The sequence below is a fragment of the Micromonospora sp. AMSO31t genome, from assembly GCF_008868175.1.
GTDB lineage: Bacteria > Actinomycetota > Actinomycetes > Mycobacteriales > Micromonosporaceae > Micromonospora.
This window is the reverse complement of sequence record NZ_WBKT01000102.1, coordinates 1-19,960: the sequence shown is the minus strand read 5'-3', so window position 1 is coordinate 19,960 and position 19,960 is coordinate 1. Positions and strand designations below refer to the sequence as shown.

Annotated in this window: 20 protein-coding genes, 1 tRNA gene and 1 pseudogene; 14 read left to right on the top strand and 8 right to left on the bottom strand. The window is 73.1% G+C overall.

Going from position 1 to position 19,960, the window contains the following annotated elements; all coding sequences use genetic code 11:
- Positions 1–428: pseudogene (locus F8274_RS31310) on the top strand (XRE family transcriptional regulator); the annotation flags it as partial.
- A 227-nt stretch (positions 429–655) separates the two neighbouring features.
- Here F8274_RS31310 and F8274_RS21030 read toward each other — a convergent pair.
- Entirely contained in the window at positions 656–1,147 is a 492-nt protein-coding gene (locus F8274_RS21030) for a MarR family winged helix-turn-helix transcriptional regulator (protein ID WP_151464091.1), read from the bottom strand.
- Between the two features lie 101 nt (positions 1,148–1,248).
- On the opposite strand from F8274_RS21030, the gene F8274_RS21025 reads away from it, so the two are divergent.
- Both F8274_RS21025 and F8274_RS21020 read left to right on the top strand, forming a co-directional pair.
- Positions 1,249–1,830, top strand: a complete 582-nt coding sequence (locus tag F8274_RS21025) for a YceI family protein (protein ID WP_151464090.1) — start codon at positions 1,249–1,251, stop codon at positions 1,828–1,830.
- Between the two features lie 255 nt (positions 1,831–2,085).
- Entirely contained in the window at positions 2,086–3,564 is a 1,479-nt protein-coding gene (locus tag F8274_RS21020; protein WP_151464089.1) for a glutamate--cysteine ligase, read from the top strand.
- A gap of 102 nt (positions 3,565–3,666) precedes the next feature.
- Here F8274_RS21020 and F8274_RS32675 read toward each other — a convergent pair whose 3' ends face one another.
- Positions 3,667–5,181: a hypothetical protein gene (locus tag F8274_RS32675; protein WP_370518255.1), complete on the bottom strand. Its 1,515-nt coding sequence runs from the start codon at positions 5,179–5,181 to the stop codon at positions 3,667–3,669.
- Between the two features lie 115 nt (positions 5,182–5,296).
- Between F8274_RS32675 and F8274_RS21010 the strand changes: the two genes are divergently transcribed.
- Positions 5,297–5,986 carry a PASTA domain-containing protein gene (locus F8274_RS21010; protein ID WP_225853896.1) on the top strand — a complete coding sequence of 230 codons (690 nt, stop codon included), beginning with the start codon at positions 5,297–5,299 and terminating at the stop codon, positions 5,984–5,986.
- Between the two features lie 101 nt (positions 5,987–6,087).
- Positions 6,088–7,116, top strand: a complete 1,029-nt coding sequence (locus F8274_RS21005) for a PASTA domain-containing protein (protein WP_151464087.1) — start codon at positions 6,088–6,090, stop codon at positions 7,114–7,116.
- A 3-nt stretch (positions 7,117–7,119) separates the two neighbouring features.
- Here F8274_RS21005 and F8274_RS21000 read toward each other — a convergent pair whose 3' ends face one another.
- Together F8274_RS21000 and F8274_RS20995 are read right to left on the bottom strand one after the other, a co-directional pair.
- On the bottom strand, positions 7,120–7,569 hold the full coding sequence (locus tag F8274_RS21000) for a hypothetical protein (RefSeq protein WP_151464086.1): 450 nt from the start codon (positions 7,567–7,569) through the stop codon (positions 7,120–7,122).
- 99 nt (positions 7,570–7,668) lie between these two features.
- Positions 7,669–7,956, bottom strand: coding sequence for a hypothetical protein (locus F8274_RS20995; RefSeq protein ID WP_151464085.1), 288 nt, complete (start codon positions 7,954–7,956; stop codon positions 7,669–7,671).
- Positions 7,957–8,584: 628 nt separating this feature from the next.
- On the opposite strand from F8274_RS20995, the gene F8274_RS20990 reads away from it, so the two are divergent.
- The 3 genes from F8274_RS20990 (at position 8,585) to F8274_RS20980 (ending at position 10,213) form a co-directional block, all read left to right on the top strand.
- A complete protein-coding gene (locus F8274_RS20990; protein WP_151464084.1) occupies positions 8,585–9,466 on the top strand; it encodes a helix-turn-helix transcriptional regulator in 882 nt (293 codons plus the stop codon).
- Positions 9,436–9,657, top strand: coding sequence for a DUF397 domain-containing protein (locus F8274_RS20985; protein ID WP_151464083.1), 222 nt, complete (start codon positions 9,436–9,438; stop codon positions 9,655–9,657). Before F8274_RS20990 ends, F8274_RS20985 begins: the two co-directional genes overlap by 31 nt.
- Before the next feature lie 157 nt (positions 9,658–9,814).
- Positions 9,815–10,213: a hypothetical protein gene (locus tag F8274_RS20980; protein ID WP_151464082.1), complete on the top strand. Its 399-nt coding sequence runs from the start codon at positions 9,815–9,817 to the stop codon at positions 10,211–10,213.
- Here F8274_RS20980 and F8274_RS20975 read toward each other — a convergent pair.
- From F8274_RS20975 to F8274_RS20960, 4 genes are all read right to left on the bottom strand, one after another.
- Positions 10,181–10,783 (bottom strand): hypothetical protein, encoded by a 603-nt coding sequence (locus F8274_RS20975; RefSeq protein ID WP_151464081.1) that lies wholly within the window; start codon positions 10,781–10,783, stop codon positions 10,181–10,183. The genes F8274_RS20980 and F8274_RS20975 overlap by 33 nt on opposite strands.
- 236 nt (positions 10,784–11,019) lie before the next feature.
- Positions 11,020–11,826, bottom strand: coding sequence for a WecB/TagA/CpsF family glycosyltransferase (locus F8274_RS20970; RefSeq protein WP_151464080.1), 807 nt, complete (start codon positions 11,824–11,826; stop codon positions 11,020–11,022).
- Positions 11,823–12,932, bottom strand: coding sequence for an NAD-dependent epimerase/dehydratase family protein (locus F8274_RS20965; RefSeq protein ID WP_192579909.1), 1,110 nt, complete (start codon positions 12,930–12,932; stop codon positions 11,823–11,825). The genes F8274_RS20970 and F8274_RS20965 overlap by 4 nt, the downstream gene beginning before the upstream one ends.
- A 71-nt stretch (positions 12,933–13,003) precedes the next feature.
- Positions 13,004–13,089: transfer RNA gene (locus F8274_RS20960), tRNA-Leu, on the bottom strand.
- Positions 13,090–13,298: 209 nt separating this feature from the next.
- Between F8274_RS20960 and F8274_RS20955 the strand changes: the two genes are divergently transcribed.
- The 6 genes from F8274_RS20955 to F8274_RS20930 form a co-directional block, all read left to right on the top strand.
- Entirely contained in the window at positions 13,299–14,087 is a 789-nt protein-coding gene (locus F8274_RS20955) for a DUF3662 and FHA domain-containing protein (protein WP_151464078.1), read from the top strand.
- A 6-nt stretch (positions 14,088–14,093) separates the two neighbouring features.
- The gene (locus F8274_RS20950; RefSeq protein WP_088959602.1) at positions 14,094–14,579 is read left to right on the top strand and encodes an FHA domain-containing protein; all 486 of its coding nucleotides are present in this window, start codon (positions 14,094–14,096) and stop codon (positions 14,577–14,579) included.
- Complete coding sequence (locus tag F8274_RS20945) at positions 14,576–16,015, top strand: PP2C family serine/threonine-protein phosphatase (protein WP_151464077.1); 1,440 nt, start codon at positions 14,576–14,578, stop codon at positions 16,013–16,015. The genes F8274_RS20950 and F8274_RS20945 overlap by 4 nt, the downstream gene beginning before the upstream one ends.
- Positions 16,016–16,043: 28 nt before the next feature.
- Positions 16,044–17,534, top strand: a complete 1,491-nt coding sequence (locus F8274_RS20940) for an FtsW/RodA/SpoVE family cell cycle protein (RefSeq protein WP_151464076.1) — start codon at positions 16,044–16,046, stop codon at positions 17,532–17,534.
- Positions 17,531–19,033, top strand: coding sequence for a penicillin-binding protein 2 (locus tag F8274_RS20935; protein WP_151464075.1), 1,503 nt, complete (start codon positions 17,531–17,533; stop codon positions 19,031–19,033). The genes F8274_RS20940 and F8274_RS20935 overlap by 4 nt, the downstream gene beginning before the upstream one ends.
- A gap of 1 nt (position 19,034) precedes the next feature.
- A partial coding sequence (locus tag F8274_RS20930; protein WP_151464074.1) for a serine/threonine-protein kinase occupies positions 19,035–19,960 on the top strand: 926 nt, incomplete at its 3' end.

Here is a 19,960-nt window from a genome sequence, read left to right as displayed (position 1 = left end):
GGCTCGCACTCGCCCTCGAAGGGCGGGCGGCGGAGGCGCTGGAGGTGGTGGCCGAGCTGCGGCCGGCGCACCCGGTGCCGGGGCAGCGCCGGCCGCGGGGCGTGGAGACTCTCGACCCGGAGCGCCGGGACGTCCCGCCGGAGGGGGTGGTCTGCGCGTTGATCGAGGGCCATCTCGCCCTGCACCGGGGAGACCGGGAGTTGGCGGCGGAGTGGTTCAGCGCGGCGGCTGACTCGGCGGCCGGCGGCGGCGAGCGGCGGGACCTGGTGGAGGCGCTGGTGGGGCTGGCGGCGAGCACCACCGACGTGGCGGTGCTGGACCGGCTGGACCGGGCCTGCCGGACCACCGGGATCAGGCTGGTGCCCCGGGAGGAGGCCCTGCTCTACGCACTGGTGGCCCGCCGGGAACGCGCCGACCGGGCCGACTGAACCGGGCAGCGAAGAAGGCGCGGGGGTGGCGCGAGCGAAAAAGCCCCCTGGTGCTGCCCCTCGCTCATCGCTCGCGCCGGCACCCCCCGGTGCCCCCCCGCTGCCCGGAAGACTATCCAGCCGGTGTGGGTGATTTGGCCGTTATTGCGCTGGTACGCCCCGGTGTCCCAGCGGTTCTGCCGGTCTTTCTGCCGGTGACTCGCCGGTACGCCGGAGCCGTCCGCCGGTCAGCAGTCGGCGGGCGCCGGCTCGGTGCTGCCGGCGGTCGCTCCCGGGTGCACCGCGTCGCGGACCCGGCGCAGGCCGTCCAGGAGCGCCTCCAGCTGAGGCGGTGCGAGCTGGCCGGTGAACCACTCCTCGATGATTCGCAGGTGCCCGGGGAGGGTGTCGTCCAGCCGGCTCAGGCCGGCCGCGGTGACCACCGCGTACGAGCTGCGCCGGTCGGACGGGCAGGCCCGGCGGCGGAGGAGGCCGTCGCGCTCCATCCGGTCGACCACACGGGTGACCCCGCTGGTGGACAGGGAGGTCTGCGCCGCGAGGTCGGTCATCCGCAGCTGGTGACCCGGCGACCGGGTGAGCCGCATCAGCACCTCGAACTCGACCGGGGAGAGGCCGTGCTCCTCGAACTGGGCGGCGAACCGGGCCGACAGCCCGGCGCCGGCCTCGAAGAGGAGGCCGATGGCGGTGATCCGGGGGTCGTCGAACACGTTCTGGTCCACGCTGCCATCCTAGCAGTCCTTGACACAGGGAATATTGCTATGCCTATAGTTGCTCAGTCAGTCGTTGGGTTACTAAACAATCTCCCCTGGAGGACACCAGCATGACCAGCAGCATCGAAGCGGTTACCCGCGACTGGGAGGGTCTCACCATCCCGACCGCCGGCACCTACCTGCTGGACGCGGCTCACAAGCGCGTCGGGTTCGTCGCCCGGCACATGATGGTCAGCAAGGTACGCGGTGAGTTCGCCGAGGCCAGCGCCACCATCACCGTGGCCGAGGACCCCACGCAGTCGTCGGTGACCGCCACCATCCAGGCGGCCAGCATCAACACCGCCCAGGCCGACCGCGACGCGCACCTGCGCAGCCCGGAGTTCCTCGACGCCGAGCAGTTCCCCACCCTGGAGTTCCGCAGCACCGGCGTCAAGTCCCGCGACGGCAGCGAGTTCGTCCTCTCCGGTGAGCTCACCGTCAAGGGCGTGACCCGCCCGGTCGACCTGGACGTCGAGTTCGAGGGCGTCGGCCGCAGCCCGTTCGGCCAGGACATCTTCGGCTTCTCGGCGTCCACCGAGATCGACCGTGAGGAGTTCGGCCTGACCTGGAACGTCGCCCTGGAGACCGGCGGCGTCCTGGTCGGCAAGAAGATCAAGATCGAGATCGAGGGCGAGGCCGTCCGCCAGGCCTGATCCTCCGCGTACGCCCCGAACGGGCCCGCGCCGTCACCCGACGGCGCGGGCCCGTTCGTCGTACGCAGGGGGTGCGAATTGTCACGTGTTGTTCGCAGGTTGACCGTGGTGCCGCGGCCCCCGGCTGGGTAGGAGTCCAGACCTGCGCCCAGCCGCCCATCCGACGGCCCCGGGCGCACTTACGCACTCAACGTGAATGGTTCACAATGCGTTGCGGAACCGTACGGTTCCGTGGCGCCGGCGCCGGGAGGACAGATGGGCAGAGACGTCGAGCAGGGCGCCTTCTCCCGGGAGGACCGGGTCCGCTACCGGCAGAAGGTCCGGCGGTGCCTGGACGTCTTCGCCCTGATGCTGGACGACTTCGGCTTCGACGCCGACCGGCCGATGACCGGGTTGGAGATCGAGCTGAACCTGGTCGACGCCGCCGCCGAACCGGCCATGCGCAACGACCAGATCCTGGCCGACATCGCCGACCCGCTCTTCCAGACCGAGCTGGGGCAGTTCAACCTGGAGCTGAACGCCTCACCCCGGCTCATCGAGGGCGCCGGCTTCGCCGACTACGCGCACGACCTGCGCAGCAGCCTGAGCCGCGCCGACGAGCGGGCCGCCAAGTCCGACGCGAAGATCGTGATGGTCGGCATCCTGCCCACCCTCACCGAGCGGCACCTGGTCGCCGACAACCTGTCCACCGACGAGCGCTACCGGGTGCTCAACGACCAGATCGTCGGGGCCCGGGGCGAGGACATCGAGCTGGACATCCGCGGCGTCGAGCGGCTGCGCACGCACACCGACTCGATCGCGCCCGAGGCCGCCTGCACCAGCCTCCAGTTCCACCTCCAGGTCGCGCCGGACAGCTTCGCGGACTACTGGAACGCCTCCCAGGCCATCGCCGGCGTGCAGGTGGCGATCGGCGCCAACTCGCCGTTCCTCTACGGCCGGCAGCTCTGGGCGGAGACCCGGATCGCCCTGTTCGAGCAGGCCACCGACACCCGCCCGGACGAGCTGAAGGCCCAGGGCGTACGCCCCCGGGTGTGGTTCGGCGAGCGCTGGATCACGTCGATCTTCGACCTGTTCGAGGAGAACGTCCGCTACTTCCCGCCCCTGCTGCCCATCTGCGAGGACGAGGACCCGGTCGAGGTGCTGCACGCCGGCGGAGTGCCCCAGCTCGGCGAGCTGCGCCTGCACAACGGCACCGTCTACCGCTGGAACCGCCCGGTCTACGACATCATGGGCGGCCGCCCGCACCTGCGCGTGGAGAACCGGGTGCTGCCGGCCGGGCCGACCGTGGTGGACATGCTCGCCAACGCGGCCTTCTACTTCGGCCTCGCCCGCGGACTGGCCGAGGCCGACCGGCCGATCTGGAGCCAGCTCACCTTCAGCTCCGCCGAGGAGAACTTCCACGCCGCCGCCCGGCGTGGCATCAACGCCGTGCTGCACTGGCCCGGGCTCGGCGACGTGCCGGTCACCACGCTCGTCCTCGACACGCTGCTGCCCACCGCCGCGGAGGGGCTGGACCGGTTCGGTGTCGCCCCGGCCGAGCGCGACCGCCTCCTCGGCGTGATCGAGGAGCGCTGCCGCACCGGCCGCAACGGCGCGGTCTGGCAGACCGAGACGGTGTGGGCGGCCGAGCGTCATCGCGGCCTGGACCGGGAAGCCGCCCTGCACCACATGGTCCAGCGGTACGCCGAGCTGCAACGCGGCAACGAACCCGTCCACACCTGGCCCGTCGACTGACCGATGCCGCTGGCCGCTTGATCGACTCCAGGTCGCGGGAGCTGGCGGTATCGGGCACCCGTCGACACCGCCAGATCGGCGATACGGCTACGCCCTTGACGGTCAGCGGCTGCGGCGACGGGCCTTCGGTCCGGTGGTGGGGGCGGTCGCGCCGCTCTCCGCCGCGCTGTCACCCGCCCGCTCCGCCGTCGCGGATCCGGCCGATCGGGGCTCGTCTCCGGTGGATTCCGGCCGGACCGGGTCGGTGCCCGCTCGCGCCGGGTCGGTGCCGGCCGGCGCGCCGGACTCGGGCTTCCGCTGGGGCGGGATGGCCCTGCCGCGTCGGACGGAAGCGGGCTCCGGCACCGTGTCCCGGTCGGCCGCGACGCTCGGGACACCGGCTGTCGCCGTCCCGCCCGAGAACGGATCGGTGCCCGCGGTCGCCGGGGTCGGCCGCCGCCCCGCGGACGTGACCTGCTCGTCCAGCGGCTCGACCGACGTGGCCTCGGCCCCGCGTTCGTCGTCGACCTCGCGGCTGGCGCTCGGCGCGGCCGTTCCCGAGGCGCGCCGACCGAAGAACCGACGGGTCGGCCGTCCCGTGGCGGGCACCGCCCCGGCAGCGTCCGACGAATCGGTGGCCGCCTCCCGGTCGACGGGCGGCTCCCGGTCGGCGGCGGCGAGTTGGTCCGGCTCGTCGCTCGGCAACCGGTCCGCCTCCCCGGTGCGCTGGTGGGGCAGGCTCACGTCGGCTCGCTCGGCGGCGCGGTGGCCGGCCCGCTGGGCCAGCGCGGCCACCAGGGCCGAGCCGCCGATCCCGGCGATCACCGCGTACGGGGCGATCAGGTGGGCCGACACCTGCTCGGCGGCGATCCCGGCGAGCCTCGGCACGGCGAGCAGGTAGGCCAGCGCGACCAGCAGCGGGCCGGCCGCCCCGGAGGCCGCCGCCCCGACCCGTCGCTCCGGGGCGCGGACCGCCCGCCGGGCCGCCAGCACCCCGATCAGCAGCGCCGAACCGAGCGAGAGCAGTGCCCCCGGCCAGTAGAAGTAGTCGCGGATCCAGAACCGCCCGCTGTCCGCGCTGATCTGCCAGATGCCGAGCTGGGCGGTGGTCAGGCCACGGCCGGAGAGCACTCCGTCGACCACCGACACCACGGCGAGCAGCCAGAGCCACCCGGTGGTGGCGATGAGGTTGGTGGCGGCGGCCCGGGTGTGCAGCGCCCACGTCGCGAGCAGCACCCCGAGAAGCAGCCCGGCGGCCGCGTACCCGGCGGCCACGGCCTGCGGCGACGACGTGTCCGGCACGCGCGCGGCCCGGGCCGGCACGGCCACCAGCAGCACGGTGATCACCGCGCCCACCCCGGCGGCGAGCGCCAGGCCGAGCCGCGGCAGGGCGCCCGCCGGCTCGTCGTCGGCGCCGCGCAGCCGCTGGGCGCAGACCGCGCCGGCGATCACGGATGTCGCGGAGATCCAGGTCGCCCAGGCGAGGCTGGCCACCCAGGCCGCGTCGACGCGGGCGGCGCCGGCCGGCGCCCAGTTGATGATGCCGAGCCCGTAGCCGAAGCCGAGCTGCGCGGCGCCCGCACCGGCGGCGACGCCGAGCGCGGCGGCGGTCGATCCTCCCCAGCCCCGTCTGGCCATGCCGGGGAGCGTAGCGTCCCAAGGTCGGCGCGGCGAGTGGTGGCGTAGTCCGGATCGGCCGTGAGGGGCTTGGCGGCGCCGGATACGGTCGCCGGTGACTGAGGCGGGGGACGCGATGACGGACGAGGGGTACCAGGACCGGCAGCCCGGGGTGCGCGCCGAACCGGGGCGGGACCGGGCTCGGCTGCTCCTCGGTGGCGGCCTGGCCATGGCCCTGCTGGCGGTGATCGGGGCGAGCGGCGGCTGGGTCCTCGCCGGTGAGCCGGACGGGCCCACCCCGCCGCCGGCCGCCGGCCCCACCGCGCCTGCGGTCGACGCCACCACGCCGACCGCCGCGTCGCCGAGCGCCGCCGACGACCGGCCGACCGGTACGCGCACCACGACCCCCGCCGGCCTGACCGTGCCGCAGGTGGTGGGCACCGACTTCGAGCAGGCCCGCCGGGAGCTGCGGGACCGCAAGCTCGGCTGGCGACTGGTGTTCGGCAGCGGCTCCGGCCGTACCGTCCAGCGCACCTCGCCCGACCCCGGTACGCCGGTGAAGCGGGGCGTCACCGTCACCCTCTGGGTCGCCGGCGCGGCGCCGGCCGTCGCCGTGCCCGACCTGCTCGCCCAGGGCTGCGCCGACGCGGCGGACGACCTGGTGGCGGCCGGTCTCTACCCCCGTTATCGCACCGGCCGCCAGGGTCCGGTCACCGCGCAGGACCCGGGACCGGGAAGCGCGGCCCGGTGGAACGACCCGGTGACCCTCACCTGCGGCGACGAGCCCTCCACCCCGCCGACCGCCAGTCCGCTGCCCTCGCCGTGATCGGCGGCCCGGCGCGCTGATGCCTGCCGATGGTGGGGCGGACGGCTACCGTGGACGGCGGAGGGCCAGGCCGCCCTGTCCCGGTGGGGAAAGGACGTGCGATGAGCGACGACCGCCAGGAGCCGCCCGCCGAGGACCCGGACGCGACCAGGGCACTTCCTCCCGACCGGGGCGGCGCCGACCCGGACGCCGCCCGCGCCACGCCACCCGACCGTCCCACCACGTCCGAGGACGCCGACGCGACCCGCGCGATGCCGCGCGACACCTCCGGCGGCGAGGATGCGGACGCCACCCGCGCGATGCCCCGTGACCCGTCCGACGGCGGCGAGGACGCGGACGCCACCCGCGCAATGCCACGCGGGCCGGCCGGGGACGCGGACGCCACCCGCAAGGTGCCGCGTGAACCGGCCGGGGACGAGGATGCCGACGCGACCCGCGCCATGCCGTCGACCCCGTCCGGCGGTGGAGATGGCGATGCGACCCGCCCGATGCCCCGCGGGGACGGTGGCGCCGGAGCGCGCCGGCCGATCGACGCCACCACCCGCCAGGAGCCGGTCAGCCCCGCCTGGTCCGGGCGCGCCGGAGTGCCGCCACCGAGGGCGGCCGGGTACCCGGAGCCCGGCGGCGAGTGGTACACGGAGGAGCAGGCCGGCCGTCGGTGGTGGATGCCGATCCTGCTGGGCGTCCTCGCGCTGGTGCTGATCGCGCTGATCGGGCTGGGTGTCTGGCTGGCGCTTCGCGCGGCGGACCGCGACGCCGAGCCGGGCCTGTCGCCCTCGGCCGCGCCGACGGCCGCGCGGACCAGCGCGACGCCGAGCACGGCCGCGCCGAGCAGTTCACCGCCGAGCAGCCCGCCGACCACGACTGCGGCCGCCGAGGTGCCGATGCCGCCGCTGGTGGGGCTGCCGGAGTCGGCCGCTCGGGCGGCCCTCGACCAACTGGGCGTGGATTACCGGGTGCGGTACCGGACGTCGGACCGACGGGCCGGAACGGTGATCGAGACCAGTCCGGGGGCCGGCGAGCCGGTTGAAGAGGGGGACCGGGTCAGCATCGTGGTGGCCCGGGCCGCGGAGCCGACGACCACCCCCACCACCTCGACGCCCTCACCCACGGCCACCGCCACGCCCTGAGCGTCACCACTGGCGGCGCCGGGTGCCGACCAGGCCCAGCCCGGCCAGCGAGATGGCGAGGCCGAGCAGGCCGGAGTAGAACAGCGACCGGCTGAGGTCGGTGGCGGCCGACGGGCGCTCCGCGAGCGCGGCCTCCCCGGCCCCGGCCCCGCCACCGGCGTGGCCGGGGGTCGACGGGGCGACGAGTTCGCCGCCCCGCGCGCCGGCCACCGGTGGATCGACCCAGGCGGGCTCGTCCTCCTCCGGGTCCGTGGCCGGCCGGTTGCCCTCGCCGGCCACGGTGATCTCCGGAGCCGGGACCGGCTCCGTCAACTCCTGGGTCGCGGAGAAGGCGGGGTGGCGGACCACGAGCGCGAGTGCGGTCGCGGCGCCGAGGAACGCGAGAAGCCCGAGGGCGTAGCCGATACGGGACCGGTGGTGCCGCCGCGCGGCGGGCAGATTGACCATGACCATCCCAGGTTCAGGGTCCGGAGCGCGCGGGGTGGAGCGTTTGCCGGGGTGGGCGTACCGATTCTATGGCGGCGGCACGCCCCCCGACCGGGATTCGTGAGGTCAGCCGACCCGGACCGGGGTCCGGGCCACCGGACGGCGGGCCGTCCGGACGGTGTGCGGGCGCGGGGCCGGCGCGGCCTGAAGGTGCCGCAGCCCCTCCTGCTGTACGAAGATCGACCGCCGGTTGACCGCGTCCCCCGCCGCGTTCAACTCGTAGCCGTCGAGCCAGAGCCAACCGTCGTAGGTCGGCCAGTCGAGCACCCGGATCACCCGGAACATGATCGGTCGGAGGAACTGGACACTCGCCGCGCGTGTCACGTGCAGTACGTCACCGGAGCGGGGAAGCACATGGGCTCCTGGGAAGGATCGGCCGGCGGGCGGGCCGGCGAGGCTGATCGGGGGGACAGGGCGGTCCGGTGACGGGGGATCTACCTCGTGGACCGGCTGATCAGTGGGTCGGTGCTGGTCGGGCCGTACCCGCGGTGGCGGACCGCCACCCGACCATCACCCGGCTGCTCCCGGTTACCGCTCCCGCCGCCACAGCCAAGCTGGCGTGCAGCGGCGGGGTCTTCATCCCGGGGCAGGTCGCAGGGCGCGGGACGGCTCCCCTCCCGCCGTCCCGCGGCCCGTGGTGCGACCACGCCCGGAGATCATGCGAAGACGGTGAGTAACCCGTGCCATACCGACAGAGTGCATCAGCGACGTGCTTCATGCAAGTTGCACGTCGACTTTTGCCGATACGCGAGCAGGACACGTGAACGGGACGCTTGAAGCCTCAGGTCCCGGGACGGCACACTGGACGCCGGTTTCGCCCGTCGCGGCCGGTCGACGACCGGCACCACCCCTGCCGCGAACGCTCGCCCGCCGTATGCCGGTCGCGCCCCCGGCGGGTGTGAAACCGGGCGCGACCGACCGGAGGTAGCCGGGTGCGCGCGAGGAGTGGGAATCCCCGTCCATCGACCCGTGGGGTGACGTCGTGAGCGAGCGGCGCAGTCCGACCATCCGGCGTCGACGCCTGGGGGCGGAACTCCGCCGGCAGCGGGAAGCCGCCGGCATCACCATCGAGACGGTCGCCGAGCAGTTGGAGTGCTCGGCCTCCAAGGTCTCCCGTATCGAGACCGGTCACACCACCGCCACACCGCGCGACGTGCGGGACATGCTCCGCATCTACGGGGTGGTCGGCGCCGAGAGCGACGAGCTGGTGCAGATCGCCCGCGAGGCCCGGCAGAAGGGCTGGTGGCATCCGTACAGCACGGTGCTGGTCGGGGCGTACGTGGGACTGGAGGCGGCGGCCAGCTCGATCCGGGCGTACGAACAACAGGTCGTGCCGGGCCTGTTGGAGACCGAGGAGTACGCGGGGGCGATGATCCGGGCCGCTCGGCCGGACTTCACCGCCGAACAGGTCGAACAGCGGGTGCGTGTCCGACTGGGCCGTCAGTCGTTGTTGACCCAGGACGATCCGGTCGATCTGTGGGTGGTGCTCGATGAGGCGGTGCTGAGCCGGCCGGTTGGCGGCGACGCGGTGATGCGTGGCCAGCTCAAACGGCTGGTGGAGGTGGCCGAACTGCCGAACGTGACGTTGCAGGTCCTGCCCTTCGAGGTGGGCGCGCACGCCGGCATGGACGGGACCTTCACGATCCTCAGCTTCCCCGAACCGAGTGATCCCGATGTCGTGTACGCGGAGAACGCCACGGGTGGGCTCTTCCTCGAGAAGAGCGACGAGCTACAGAAGTACAGCTTCATCTTCGATCACATTCGAGCAGCGGCCATTCGCCCGGAGGAATCCATCGCACACATCGCAAAACTGGCAGAGGAGCCGTTGTGGAAATGGCGACCAAGGAGTTCCCCGTGGACCTGACGCAGGCGACGTGGTTCAAGAGCTCGAAGAGCGGGCCGAACTGTGACAACTGCGTGGAGGTCGCGTATGTGACCGGGGCGGTCGGCGTCCGGGACTCGAAGGACAGGACGGGCCCGGCCCTGGTCTTCGCCCCGGGTGACTGGCACGCCTTCGTCGCCGGCGCCAGGGGCGGTGCGTTCCCCGGGCACTGATCCGGCGGCCCGCCCCCCAGAAGCGTGGTCCCGCCCGGCAGCGTCGCCGGGCGGGACCATTCCGTCTGCCCCCGGCCGGTTGCGGGCACCCGTCGCCAGTTCCGTTCCGCCTCGTTGAACCGCACAGATCGGCAACCGAGCGAGGCAGGCGAGACGGATGACGACGATCGGTTCAGAGAATCTGACCAACGGCCCGGGCAAGCCCGAGCGGTTCGGTGGCAAGTACCGCGGGGCGCGCCGGGACAGCGTCCTCACCGAGGTGGGCTCCGGCGACGCCGAGATGGGCCGGGACGCCACCGCACCGGAACAGCCCGGCCCGCCGCTCTCGCTGCCGTCGCTCGACCCGAACCCGCTCACCGAGCCGTCCTTCCCGCCGACCGGCTGGCCGATGGAGCAGCAGGAGTCCCTCGTGGACCATCCGCTGCTGCGCGGGCTGCTGATGGAGCTGCCGCCGAAGGGCAGCGTGCCCCCGCCGGGCTGGCTGGACCGCTGGTTCGAGGCGACCCGGGCGATCCTGGAGCTGCTATACGTGCAGGGGGCGGCCCGCCCGCGTTGACGCCGCGGCCGCGGGCGGCAGCGCCCGCTCGGCGAGACGGTTGTGCCGCAGGGCGTGGCGTACCCCGATCGCGATCACACCGAGCACCGCGACGGTGATCGCGGGCCCGGTGACGGCCGGCCTCGCGAACAGGTCGACGCCCGCGGCCGGCAGCACCGCGCCGAGTGCCGCCAGCGCGGTCACCTGGAGCGGCAGCCCGATCAGCGGGTGCGCCGCGACGGCCCGCAGCCCGTGCGGGGCGGGGGTGTCCGGCGCGGCGGCGAACGCGCCCGCGCCGGCCCGCAGCCACCGGACCCGGCGTACCGTGCAGACCGCGACGACCAGCGCGGGGGCCGCCGCGAGGGTGAGCCCGGCGCCGGCCCGGTCGAGCGCCGTCGTGCCGGCGCTCTGCAGGCCCACCGCCAGGACGGCCGCGGTCAGCGCCAGGCCGGTGAGGACCAGGGCGGACAACCATCCGGTACGCCGTCGCAGCGCGCGGGCGCGGTCCAGCCGGGGCAGCCCGTCCGCCACCACGCCGGCGGCCAGCCAGACGGCGGCGACGGGGAGCAGCACGGTGAGAGGCTCGTCCATGGTGCCCAGCCTGGCCCAGATCGACGCCCACCGAATCCGGGGCGGCACCCCGGTTCCTCCCGTACGCCTCCCGTAGGGGTCATCCTGTCGGCGTTATGGCGGATCCGGCATGTTCACAGTGTCTCCACCGCTGACCTAGCCTTTTAACGATCGGTCAGTGCCGATCCCGTGAGCCAACCTCTCCCACCGGCGTCCGGCGGTCCCCCTCGGGGTGGCCGCCGGGCGTCGTTGCGGGCTCAGACGTCGAAGGTGGCCGGGCGTTCCGTGGCCGGGGCCGGCGGGGTGGCCTTCCACACGCCGGTCTTCTGCGCGGCCAGCCGCGCCAGGTAGGCGGGGTTGAGGATGACGTAGCGGCGCCAGAGCCGCTTCGGTTCGAGGCCGAGCCGCCAGAACCACTCCAGCCCGGCCCGCTGCATCCACGGCGGGGGGTTGCGCAGCAGCCCCGCGTGGTAGTCGAAAGCCGCGCCGACGGCCATCAGCGGCATGTCCAGCAGTGGCCGCATGGCGTAGGTGAAGACCTCCTGCCGGGGGCAGCCCAGCCCGACCAGCACGAGCCGGGCGCCGCTGGCCTTGATCCGATCGGCGATCTCGGCGTCCTCGCCCGGCTGGAGCGACCGGAATTTGGAGGGCTCGACGCCGGCGATCTTCAGCGCCGGGAACTTCCGTTCCAGGGCCGGGACCAGGCGGGACAGGGTCGCCTCGGTGGAGCCGTAGAGGTAGACCGGCAGCCCCTCGTCGGCGAAGCGGGCGAGCACCCGGAGGGTGAGCTCCGGCCCGTAGACCCGGTCGGTGAGGCCGGCGCCGTGCAGCAGGTTGAGCGCCCAGCGCACCGGCTGCCCGTCGGGCGTGACCACGTCGAAGGAGTTGAGCCGGGCGTTGTGTGCCCGGTCGAGCACCCCGGTCATCACGCCGTGCACGGCGAGCGCGGTGAGGGCCAGCGGTCGGCGGTCGTGCGCGGCGGCCACCACGGCCTCGGTCGCCCGGGCGTAGTCGGTCGCGTCGACGAGTACGCCGAGCACGTTCCGCTTGGTGCCGGTGGTCATGCCTTCGGCACCCACTTGTCGACGTTCGCCTCGTAGATCTCGCGGAGGATCATCGGCACGTCGTAGGTGATCTTCCAGTTCGGGTAGTGCTCCTCGAACCGGGCCATGCTGCTGACGTACCACTGGTGGTCGCCGGTGCGGGCCTGCTCGACGTAGTTGATCTTCGCCACCCGGCCGGTGATGTCCTCGGCGATCCGGAACGCCTCGATGTGCGAGGTGTTCGAGTGCCGGCCGCCGCCGAGGTTGTAGACCTGCGCCGAGCGCGGCTCGCGGAAGAACGCCTCGAACGCGGTGAGCACGTCCCGCGAGTGGATGGCGTCCCGGACCATCTTCCCCTTGTAGCCGAAGAGGTTGTACGTCCGGCCCTCCATCACGCAGCGCATCAGGTACGCCAGGAAGCCGTGCAGCTCGGCGGCGGAGTGCGCCGGGCCGGTCAGCGTGCCGCCCCGGAAGCAGGCGGTCTTCATGTCGAAGTACCGGCCGTACTCCTGGACCATCACGTCCGAGGCGACCTTGGAGGCGCCGAAGATCGAGTGCAGCGACTCGTCGATCGACATGTCCTCGGTGATGCCGTCGTACCAGTGGTGGTCCTCGGGCAGCTCGTAGCGCGTCTCCAGCTCGATGAGCGGCAGCGTGTTCGGGCGGTCGCCGTAGACCTTGTTGGTCGAGCAGTGGATGAACGGCGCGTCGATGGCGTGCCGCCGGGTGTTCTCCAGCACGTTCAGGGTGCCGCCGGCGTTGACGTCGAAGTCGGTGTACGGCTCCTTGGCGGCCCAGTCGTGGCTCGGCTGGGCGGCGCTGTGGATCACGACGGCGATGTCCGAGCCGTACTTCTTGAAGACCTGCTCCAGGCCGTCCCGGTCCCGGATGTCCACGGCGTGGTGGGTGTAGGAGCGGCCCAGCTCGGCGGCGAGGCGGTCGAGGCTCCAGGCGGTCGAGCCGTCCTCGCCGAAGAAGTAACGCCGCATGTCGTTGTCGATGCCGACCACGTCGAGACCGAGCCCGGCGAAGTGCCGGGCCGCCTCGGAGCCGATCAGACCGCCCGAACCGGTCACCAACGCGACAGTCACACGCCACTCCTGGTCCATCGGGGGCAGGGAAACCATCGGAGCATAGCGTGACGTCCGGCACGCCCCGATACGGAGCGAGGGCCCCGCTGACCGCGGAGCCCTCGTGATGGTGGGGAAGGGGGGAGTTGAACCCCCACGCCCTTTCGGGCACACGGACCTGAACCGTGCGCGTCTGCCATTCCGCCACTTCCCCGTGGCTTGACCTGCAACACCGTATCTCATCCCGCGCCCACCGTCTGCGGCGGGTGCCCGGACATATTACGCTGTTCCCGGTCATCGCCACGAGCGATCACCGTTCGTGGCGGACGAAACTTTAGCACGATCGGGGGGCTGGTCACGAACGGGCCGCCGGCAGCCGGCCGAGCGGCGTGTGAGCTGCGGAGGCGGTGTCCGGATACCATCATGGCCTCGGGACCCGAGGAGGAGCCGGTGAGCGTGCTGCAACGCTTCGAGAAGCGTCTGGAAGGCCTGGTCGAGGGGGCCTTCGCCAAGGTCTTCAAAGGGGTGGTCCACCCCGTGGAGATCCTCAACGCCATGCAGCGGGAGGCCGAGGCGCACAAGGCGATCCTGGCCGGTGGGCGCACGTTGGTGCCCAACCGCTACGTGATCGATCTCTCGCCGTACGACCACAGTCGTCTGGCGCCGTACGCCGCCGCGCTGGCCCAGGAGCTGGCCCAGTCGCAGGCGGAGTTCATCGGCGAGCAGGCGTGGACGGTCTACGGCGACGTGATCGTCGAGGTCGAGCGTGGTGAAGGGTTGGACACCGGGATGTTCCGGGTCACCGCGGAGGTCTACACCGGCGGCGACGTCGCCCCGGTCTCCGCGCCCGGCGGCTACGACGCCGGCCCGGCCTACCCCGCCTACGACCAGGGCGGCGGCTACGGCCCGCCCCCGGGGCAGGGCGGCGGTCGCAACGTCCGCCTGGTCTCCGGCGACGGCCGCACCTACCCGCTCCAGATGGGCTCGACCGTGATCGGCCGCGGCGACCAGGCCAACCTGCGCCTGCCCGACGTCGGCATCTCCCGGCGCCACGCCCGGCTGGACTTCGACGGCGGCCAGGTCGTGCTGACCGACCTCGGCTCCACCAACGGCACGATGGTCAACGGCCAGCGCGTCTCGGCGGTCGCCCTCAACCCGGGCGACATGATCCAGCTCGGCACGACGACCTTGACCTTCCGCGTGGACGGCTGACCCGCGTTGCCGGAACTCGTCATCACCGTCGCCCGGTTCGGGTTCCTCATCCTGCTGTGGATCTTCGTGTTCACGGTGGTCGGGGTGATCCGCCGGGACCTCTTCGCGGGGGCCCGGTCGGGTCGCCTGGTGGCCGCGCCGCGCGCCGTCGGGGCGTCGACCGGGCAGGCGGCGAAGCCGGCGAAGGTGAAGCGGGGCAGGGCCGCGCACCAGCTGGTGGTCACCGCCGGCCAACTGGCCGGCACCCGGATCACCCTCGGGGAGGCCCAGATCACCATCGGTCGGGCCGAGGACTCCACCCTGGTGATCACCGACGACTACGCCTCGGCGCGGCACGCCCGGCTCGTGCCGCGCGAGGGGCAGTGGTTCGTCGAGGACCTCGGATCGACTAACGGCACCTACCTGGATCGCGCTAAGGTCACCGGACCAACCCCCGTCCCCCTCGGCGTGCCGATCCGGATCGGCCGCACTTCCCTCGAATTACGGCCATGACTCTGACCCTGCGTTATGCGGCCCACAGCGACCGCGGTCTGATCCGAGACGGTAATCAGGATTCCGTCTACGCCGGACCGCGGCTGCTTGCCGTTGCCGACGGCATGGGCGGCATGGCCGCCGGTGACGTCGCCAGCAACATCGTCATCGGTGCCATGGCGCCCCTGGACGAGGACGTCCCCGGGGACGCCCTCGTCGACGCGCTGCGTTCCGCCGTCGGCACCGCCAACCAACAACTCCGCGACACCGTGGACGCCAACCCGCAGCTGGAGGGGATGGGCACCACGCTGACCGCGACCCTCTTCTCGGGCAGCAAGCTCGGCATGGTCCACATCGGTGACTCGCGGGCCTATCTCCTGCGTAACGGCGAGTTCGCGCAGATCACCAAGGACGACACCTACGTCCAGATGCTCGTCGACGAGGGCCGGATCAGCGCGGAGGAGGCGAGCAGTCACCCCCAGCGCTCGCTGCTCACCCGGGCGCTGGACGGCCGGGACATCGACCCGGAATACAGCGTCCGGCAGGTGCTCCCCGGTGACCGCTACCTGATCTGCTCGGACGGTCTCTCCGGGGTGGTCAGCGCGGACACCATCGGCGACACCATGCGCGAATACACCGACCCGCAGCAGTGCGTGGAGCGCCTGGTGCAGCTCGCGCTGCGCGGCGGCGGCCCGGACAACATCACCGTGATCATCGCGGACGCCACCGACCAGGACATCGTCGAGGCGTCCCCGATCGTCGGCGGCGCCGCGGCCCGGGACCGCGGCATGGCCACCTCGGCCGACGTCTCCACCCCGGCGGCCCGAGCCTCGGCGCTGTCGGCTCCCCGTGCGCCCGCGCCCGAGGAACCGGCGGACAACCGCGACGACGAGCCCGAGCGACACCGCCGGCACCCGCTGCGCACCGCGGCGATGCTGCTGGCGCTGCTGGTCATCGTCGGCGGCGGCCTCTTCGGCGGCTGGAGCTACACCCAGCGCCAGTACTACGTCGGCGCCACCGACGGCGGGCAGCTTGCCGTGTTCCGCGGGGTCCCCGGCCAGGTCGCCGGGCTCGACCTGTCGAACGTGCACGCCACGAGCGACGCGAAGCTCGACGACCTCACCCTGGCCGCCCAGGAGCAGGTGAAGCAGGGCATCCAGGCGCGGAGCGAGCCGGACGCCGAGCGCCGGCTGGCCGAGCTGACCAGCGACGACCCGGCCAACCCGAACCTCAAGCCGATCTGCCCGCCCAGCCCGACGGCCGGTCCGGTGAGCCCGACCCCGTCCCCGACCGGCGGCTCGCTGGCCCCGGCGGTCAGCGGCAGCGCCGTGCCGCCGGCCACCGCCACGGCCAGCGCGGCGCCGACCCCGACGCCGACGCCGACCACCACGCCCGATGCCGTCCCCTCGGACACGGTTCCGCCGGTCGACCCGGCCGGCTGCCGGTCGCCCGAGTGAGCGCCGGCTCGATCCCGAGGACAGATCCGTGACCGCAGCCGCCACACCGGCCGCCTCGCCCGCCTCGACGGGCGAGCAGCCCGGTGTGCGCCTGGCCCGGTCCCGGCGCAACGCCGAGCTGTCCCTGCTCCTGCTCGCCATGGTCCTGGTGGCGGCGTACGCGGCGACGGTCGAGGCGAACGTGCTGGACACGGTCACCCCGGACTTCTGGATCCCGGCCGCCGCGCTGGGGCTGGTCTTCCTGGGCCTGCACCTGGTGATCCGCTGGTTGGCGCCGTTCGCCGACCCGGCGCTGCTGCCGGCGGTCGCCCTGCTCAACGGCATCGGCGTCGGTTTCCTGCGTCGCTACGACCTGGCCCAGTCCCCGCCCGAGCAGCGGGAGACCCTGGCCATCTTCGCCGGCACCGGCGGGCGCCAGCTCGCCTGGACGCTCGGCGCGGTGGTGCTCGCCGCCGGGCTGCTGGCGATCATGCGGGACCACCGTTCGCTGTCGCGCTACGCGTACACCCTGGGGCTTGCCGGCATCGTGCTGGTGATGATCCCGGCGGTGCTGCCGGGGCGGTTCTCCGAGATCAACGGCGCGAAGCTGTGGATCCGCCTCGGCGGGTTCTCCATCCAGCCCGGTGAGTTCGCCAAGCTGGCCCTGCTCGCCTTCTTCGCCTACTACCTGGTCCGCAAGCGCGAGGTGCTCTCGCTGGCCAGCCGCCGGGTGCTCGGCGTCGACTTCCCGCGCGGGCGGGACCTCGGCCCGGTCCTCGTCGTCTGGTTGATCAGCCTCCTGGTGCTGGTCTTCGAGAAGGACCTGGGCACGTCGCTGCTCTACTTCGGCATGTTCGTGGTGACGCTCTACATCGCCACCGAACGGGTGAGCTGGCTGCTCATCGGCCTGATCCTGTTCTTCGGCGGCGCCTACCTGGCGTACGTGCTGGGCAGCACGGTGGGCGGCCCGTTCGCCAACTTCTACGACCGGGCGCAGATCTGGCTGGACCCGTTCGCCGAGCCGTACGACCGGGGCTACCAGCTGGTCCAGGGCCTGCTCACGCTCGGCACCGGCGGCCTGTTCGGTGCCGGTCCGGGTGGCGGCCAGCCCACCCTGCTGCCCGAGGTGCAGACCGACTTCATCTTCGCCGGCATCGGCGAGGAGATCGGCCTGTTCGGCCTCTCCGCGCTGCTGGTGGTCTATCTGCTGATCGTCGAGCGGGGGCTGCGCGCCGCGCTGGCGGTCCGGGACTCGTTCGGCAAGCTGCTCGCCGGCGGCCTGGCCTTCACCCTGGGCCTGCAGGTCTTCGTCATCGTCGGCGGGATCAGCAAGCTCATCCCGCTGACCGGCCAGACCACCCCGTTCCTCTCCGCGGGCGGTTCGTCCCTGATGGCGAACTGGCTGCTGATCGCGGTGCTGCTCCGTGTCTCCGACGGCGCTCGCCGGCCGGTGACCGGCGGTGGCGGTCCGGCGGCCCGGCCCTCGGGTGGTCCGCCGGAGCAGTTGCACGGTGCCCCCACGGAGGTGATCCGGCCGTGAACGCACCCCTGCGCCGCGTCGGCGTGGTCGTCATGATCCTTTTCGGGCTGCTCTTCGCCAACCTGAACTGGATCCAGGGCTACAAGGCCGACGAATACCGCAACAGCGACTACAACGGCCGCGTCCAGGTCGCCGAGTACGACCGCAAGCGCGGCAACATCGAGGTCGGTGGCACCGCGGTCGCGCTCAGCAAGGAGACCGACGGCAAGCTGAAGTTCCAGCGCACCTACCCGGGTGGCGCGATGTACGCGCACGTGCTCGGCTACAAGCCGGTCAACCTGGCCGACACCGGCATCGAGCGGCTGGAGAACGACTTCCTCGCCGGCACCAGCGACCAGCTGATCGCCAACCGGATCAAGGACATGTTCACCGGTGACCAGACCGGTGGCGGCAACGTGCTGCTGACCCTCTCCAAGCGGGCCCAGGAGACGGCGTACAAGCAGCTCAACGACAACCAGGTCGGGGCCAAGCGGGGCGCCGCCATCGCGATCGACCCGCGGACCGGGGCGGTGCAGGCTCTGGTCTCCATGCCGAGCTTCGACCCGAACCCGCTGGCCAGCCACGACACGGGCGCCGCCACGAAGGCGCACAACGCGCTCGAACAGGACAAGGACCGCCCGCTGGCGAACCGGGCCCTGTCCGAGACGCTGCCACCCGGCTCCACCTTCAAGATCGTGGTGGCCGCGGCGGCGCTGGAGAACGGCGTCACCCAGCAGACCGAGATCCCGGCCGGGTCGAGCTACACGCCGCCCACCTCAGGCCAGCCGATCCGCAACGCCGCCCCTACGATCTGCCCGGAGGCCCAGGTCACGCTGCGGGACGCGGTGACCGAGTCCTGCAACACCGGCTTCGCCCAGCTCGGCGTCCGGCTCGGCGCGGACAAGATCAAGGACAAGGCCCGCGCGTTCGGCTTCGAGCAGGACGACCTCTCCGTCGGTGAATCCGGCGAGAAGGGCGGCCTGCCGGTGGCGGCCAGCCGTACCGGCGAGATGTCCGCGCCCGGTGGCGGCACCGACCCGGCCGCGCTGGCCCAGTCCTCCATCGGCCAGCGCGACGTGCGGATGACCCCGCTGCAGGGCGCGCTGATCGCCGCCACGGTCGCCAACGGCGGCAGCCAGATGCGGCCCTACCTGGTCAAGCAGCTGCTCGGACCGGACCGCACCACCGTGTACGACGCCGCCAAGCCGCGCGAGCTGCGCCGGCCCGTCAGCGGCCCGGTCGCGGCCGACCTGCAGGCCATGATGGTCAACGTGGTGAAGGACGGCACCGGCCGGAAGGCCGCCATCGAGGGCTACACCGTCGGCGGCAAGACCGGCACCGCCCAGTCCGGCCCGAACACCCCCGACCACGGCTGGTTCATCGGCTTCGCGCTCGACAAGAACGGCACCCCGGTCTCGGCCGTGTGCGTCGAGCTGGAGCAGGCCGGCAGCGGCGGCAGCGCCGAGGCGGCCCGGATCGGCGGCCGGATCATGGCGGCGGCCATCGCGGAAGGCCGCTGACATGCTCAGCCCGGGTGTGCAGCTCGGCAACCGCTACCGCCTCGACGAGCGGATCGCCAGCGGTGGCATGGGCGACGTCTGGCGCGGCACCGACCAGGTGCTGGGCCGCACCGTCGCCGTCAAGAGCCTGCTCCCCGCCCTGCTCGACGAGCCGGGCTTCGCCGAGCGGTTCCGCGGCGAGGCGCGCACCATGGCCACCATCAACCACCCCGGCGTGGTCGACGTCTACGACTTCGGCAGCGACCAGCAGATCGCCTTCCTGGTCATGGAGTACGTGGAGGGCGACGCGCTCTCCTCGACGCTCAGCCGGGTCGGCCGGCTCACCCCGGCCCGGACCATGGCCCTGCTCGCCCAGGCCGCCGACGCGCTGCACGCCGCCCACGAGAAGGGCATCGTGCACCGCGACGTGAAGCCCGGCAACCTCCTGGTCCGGCCCAACGGCACGCTGGTGCTCACCGACTTCGGCATCGCCCGCTCCGACCTGGTCGGCCAGCTCACCGCCGCCGGCTCGGTGCTCGGCACCGCCTCCTACATCTCCCCGGAGCAGGCCACCGGCGCCGTCGCCACGCCCGCCTCCGACGTCTACGCGCTCGGCGTGGTCGCGTACCAGTGCCTGGCCGGCCGGCGGCCCTTCGAGGGGGACAACCCGCTCGAGATCGCCATGAAGCACGTGCGCGAGGCGCCGCGGCCGCTCCCCGCCGACATCCCGCCGCAGGTCCGGGCCATCGTCGAGCGCGCCCTCGCGAAGGACCCGGCGGCCCGCTGGCCGAGTGCCGCCGCCCTGGCCGGTGTCGCCCGGCAGGCCAAGCTCGCCCTCTCGCAGCAGGCGCGGGGCGGCCACCCGATCTCCGGCGTACCCGCCTCCCCGGCCGCGCCGGCCGCGCGGGCGCAGGTCCCGACGGCCACGCGACCGCAGCCCCGCCCGCC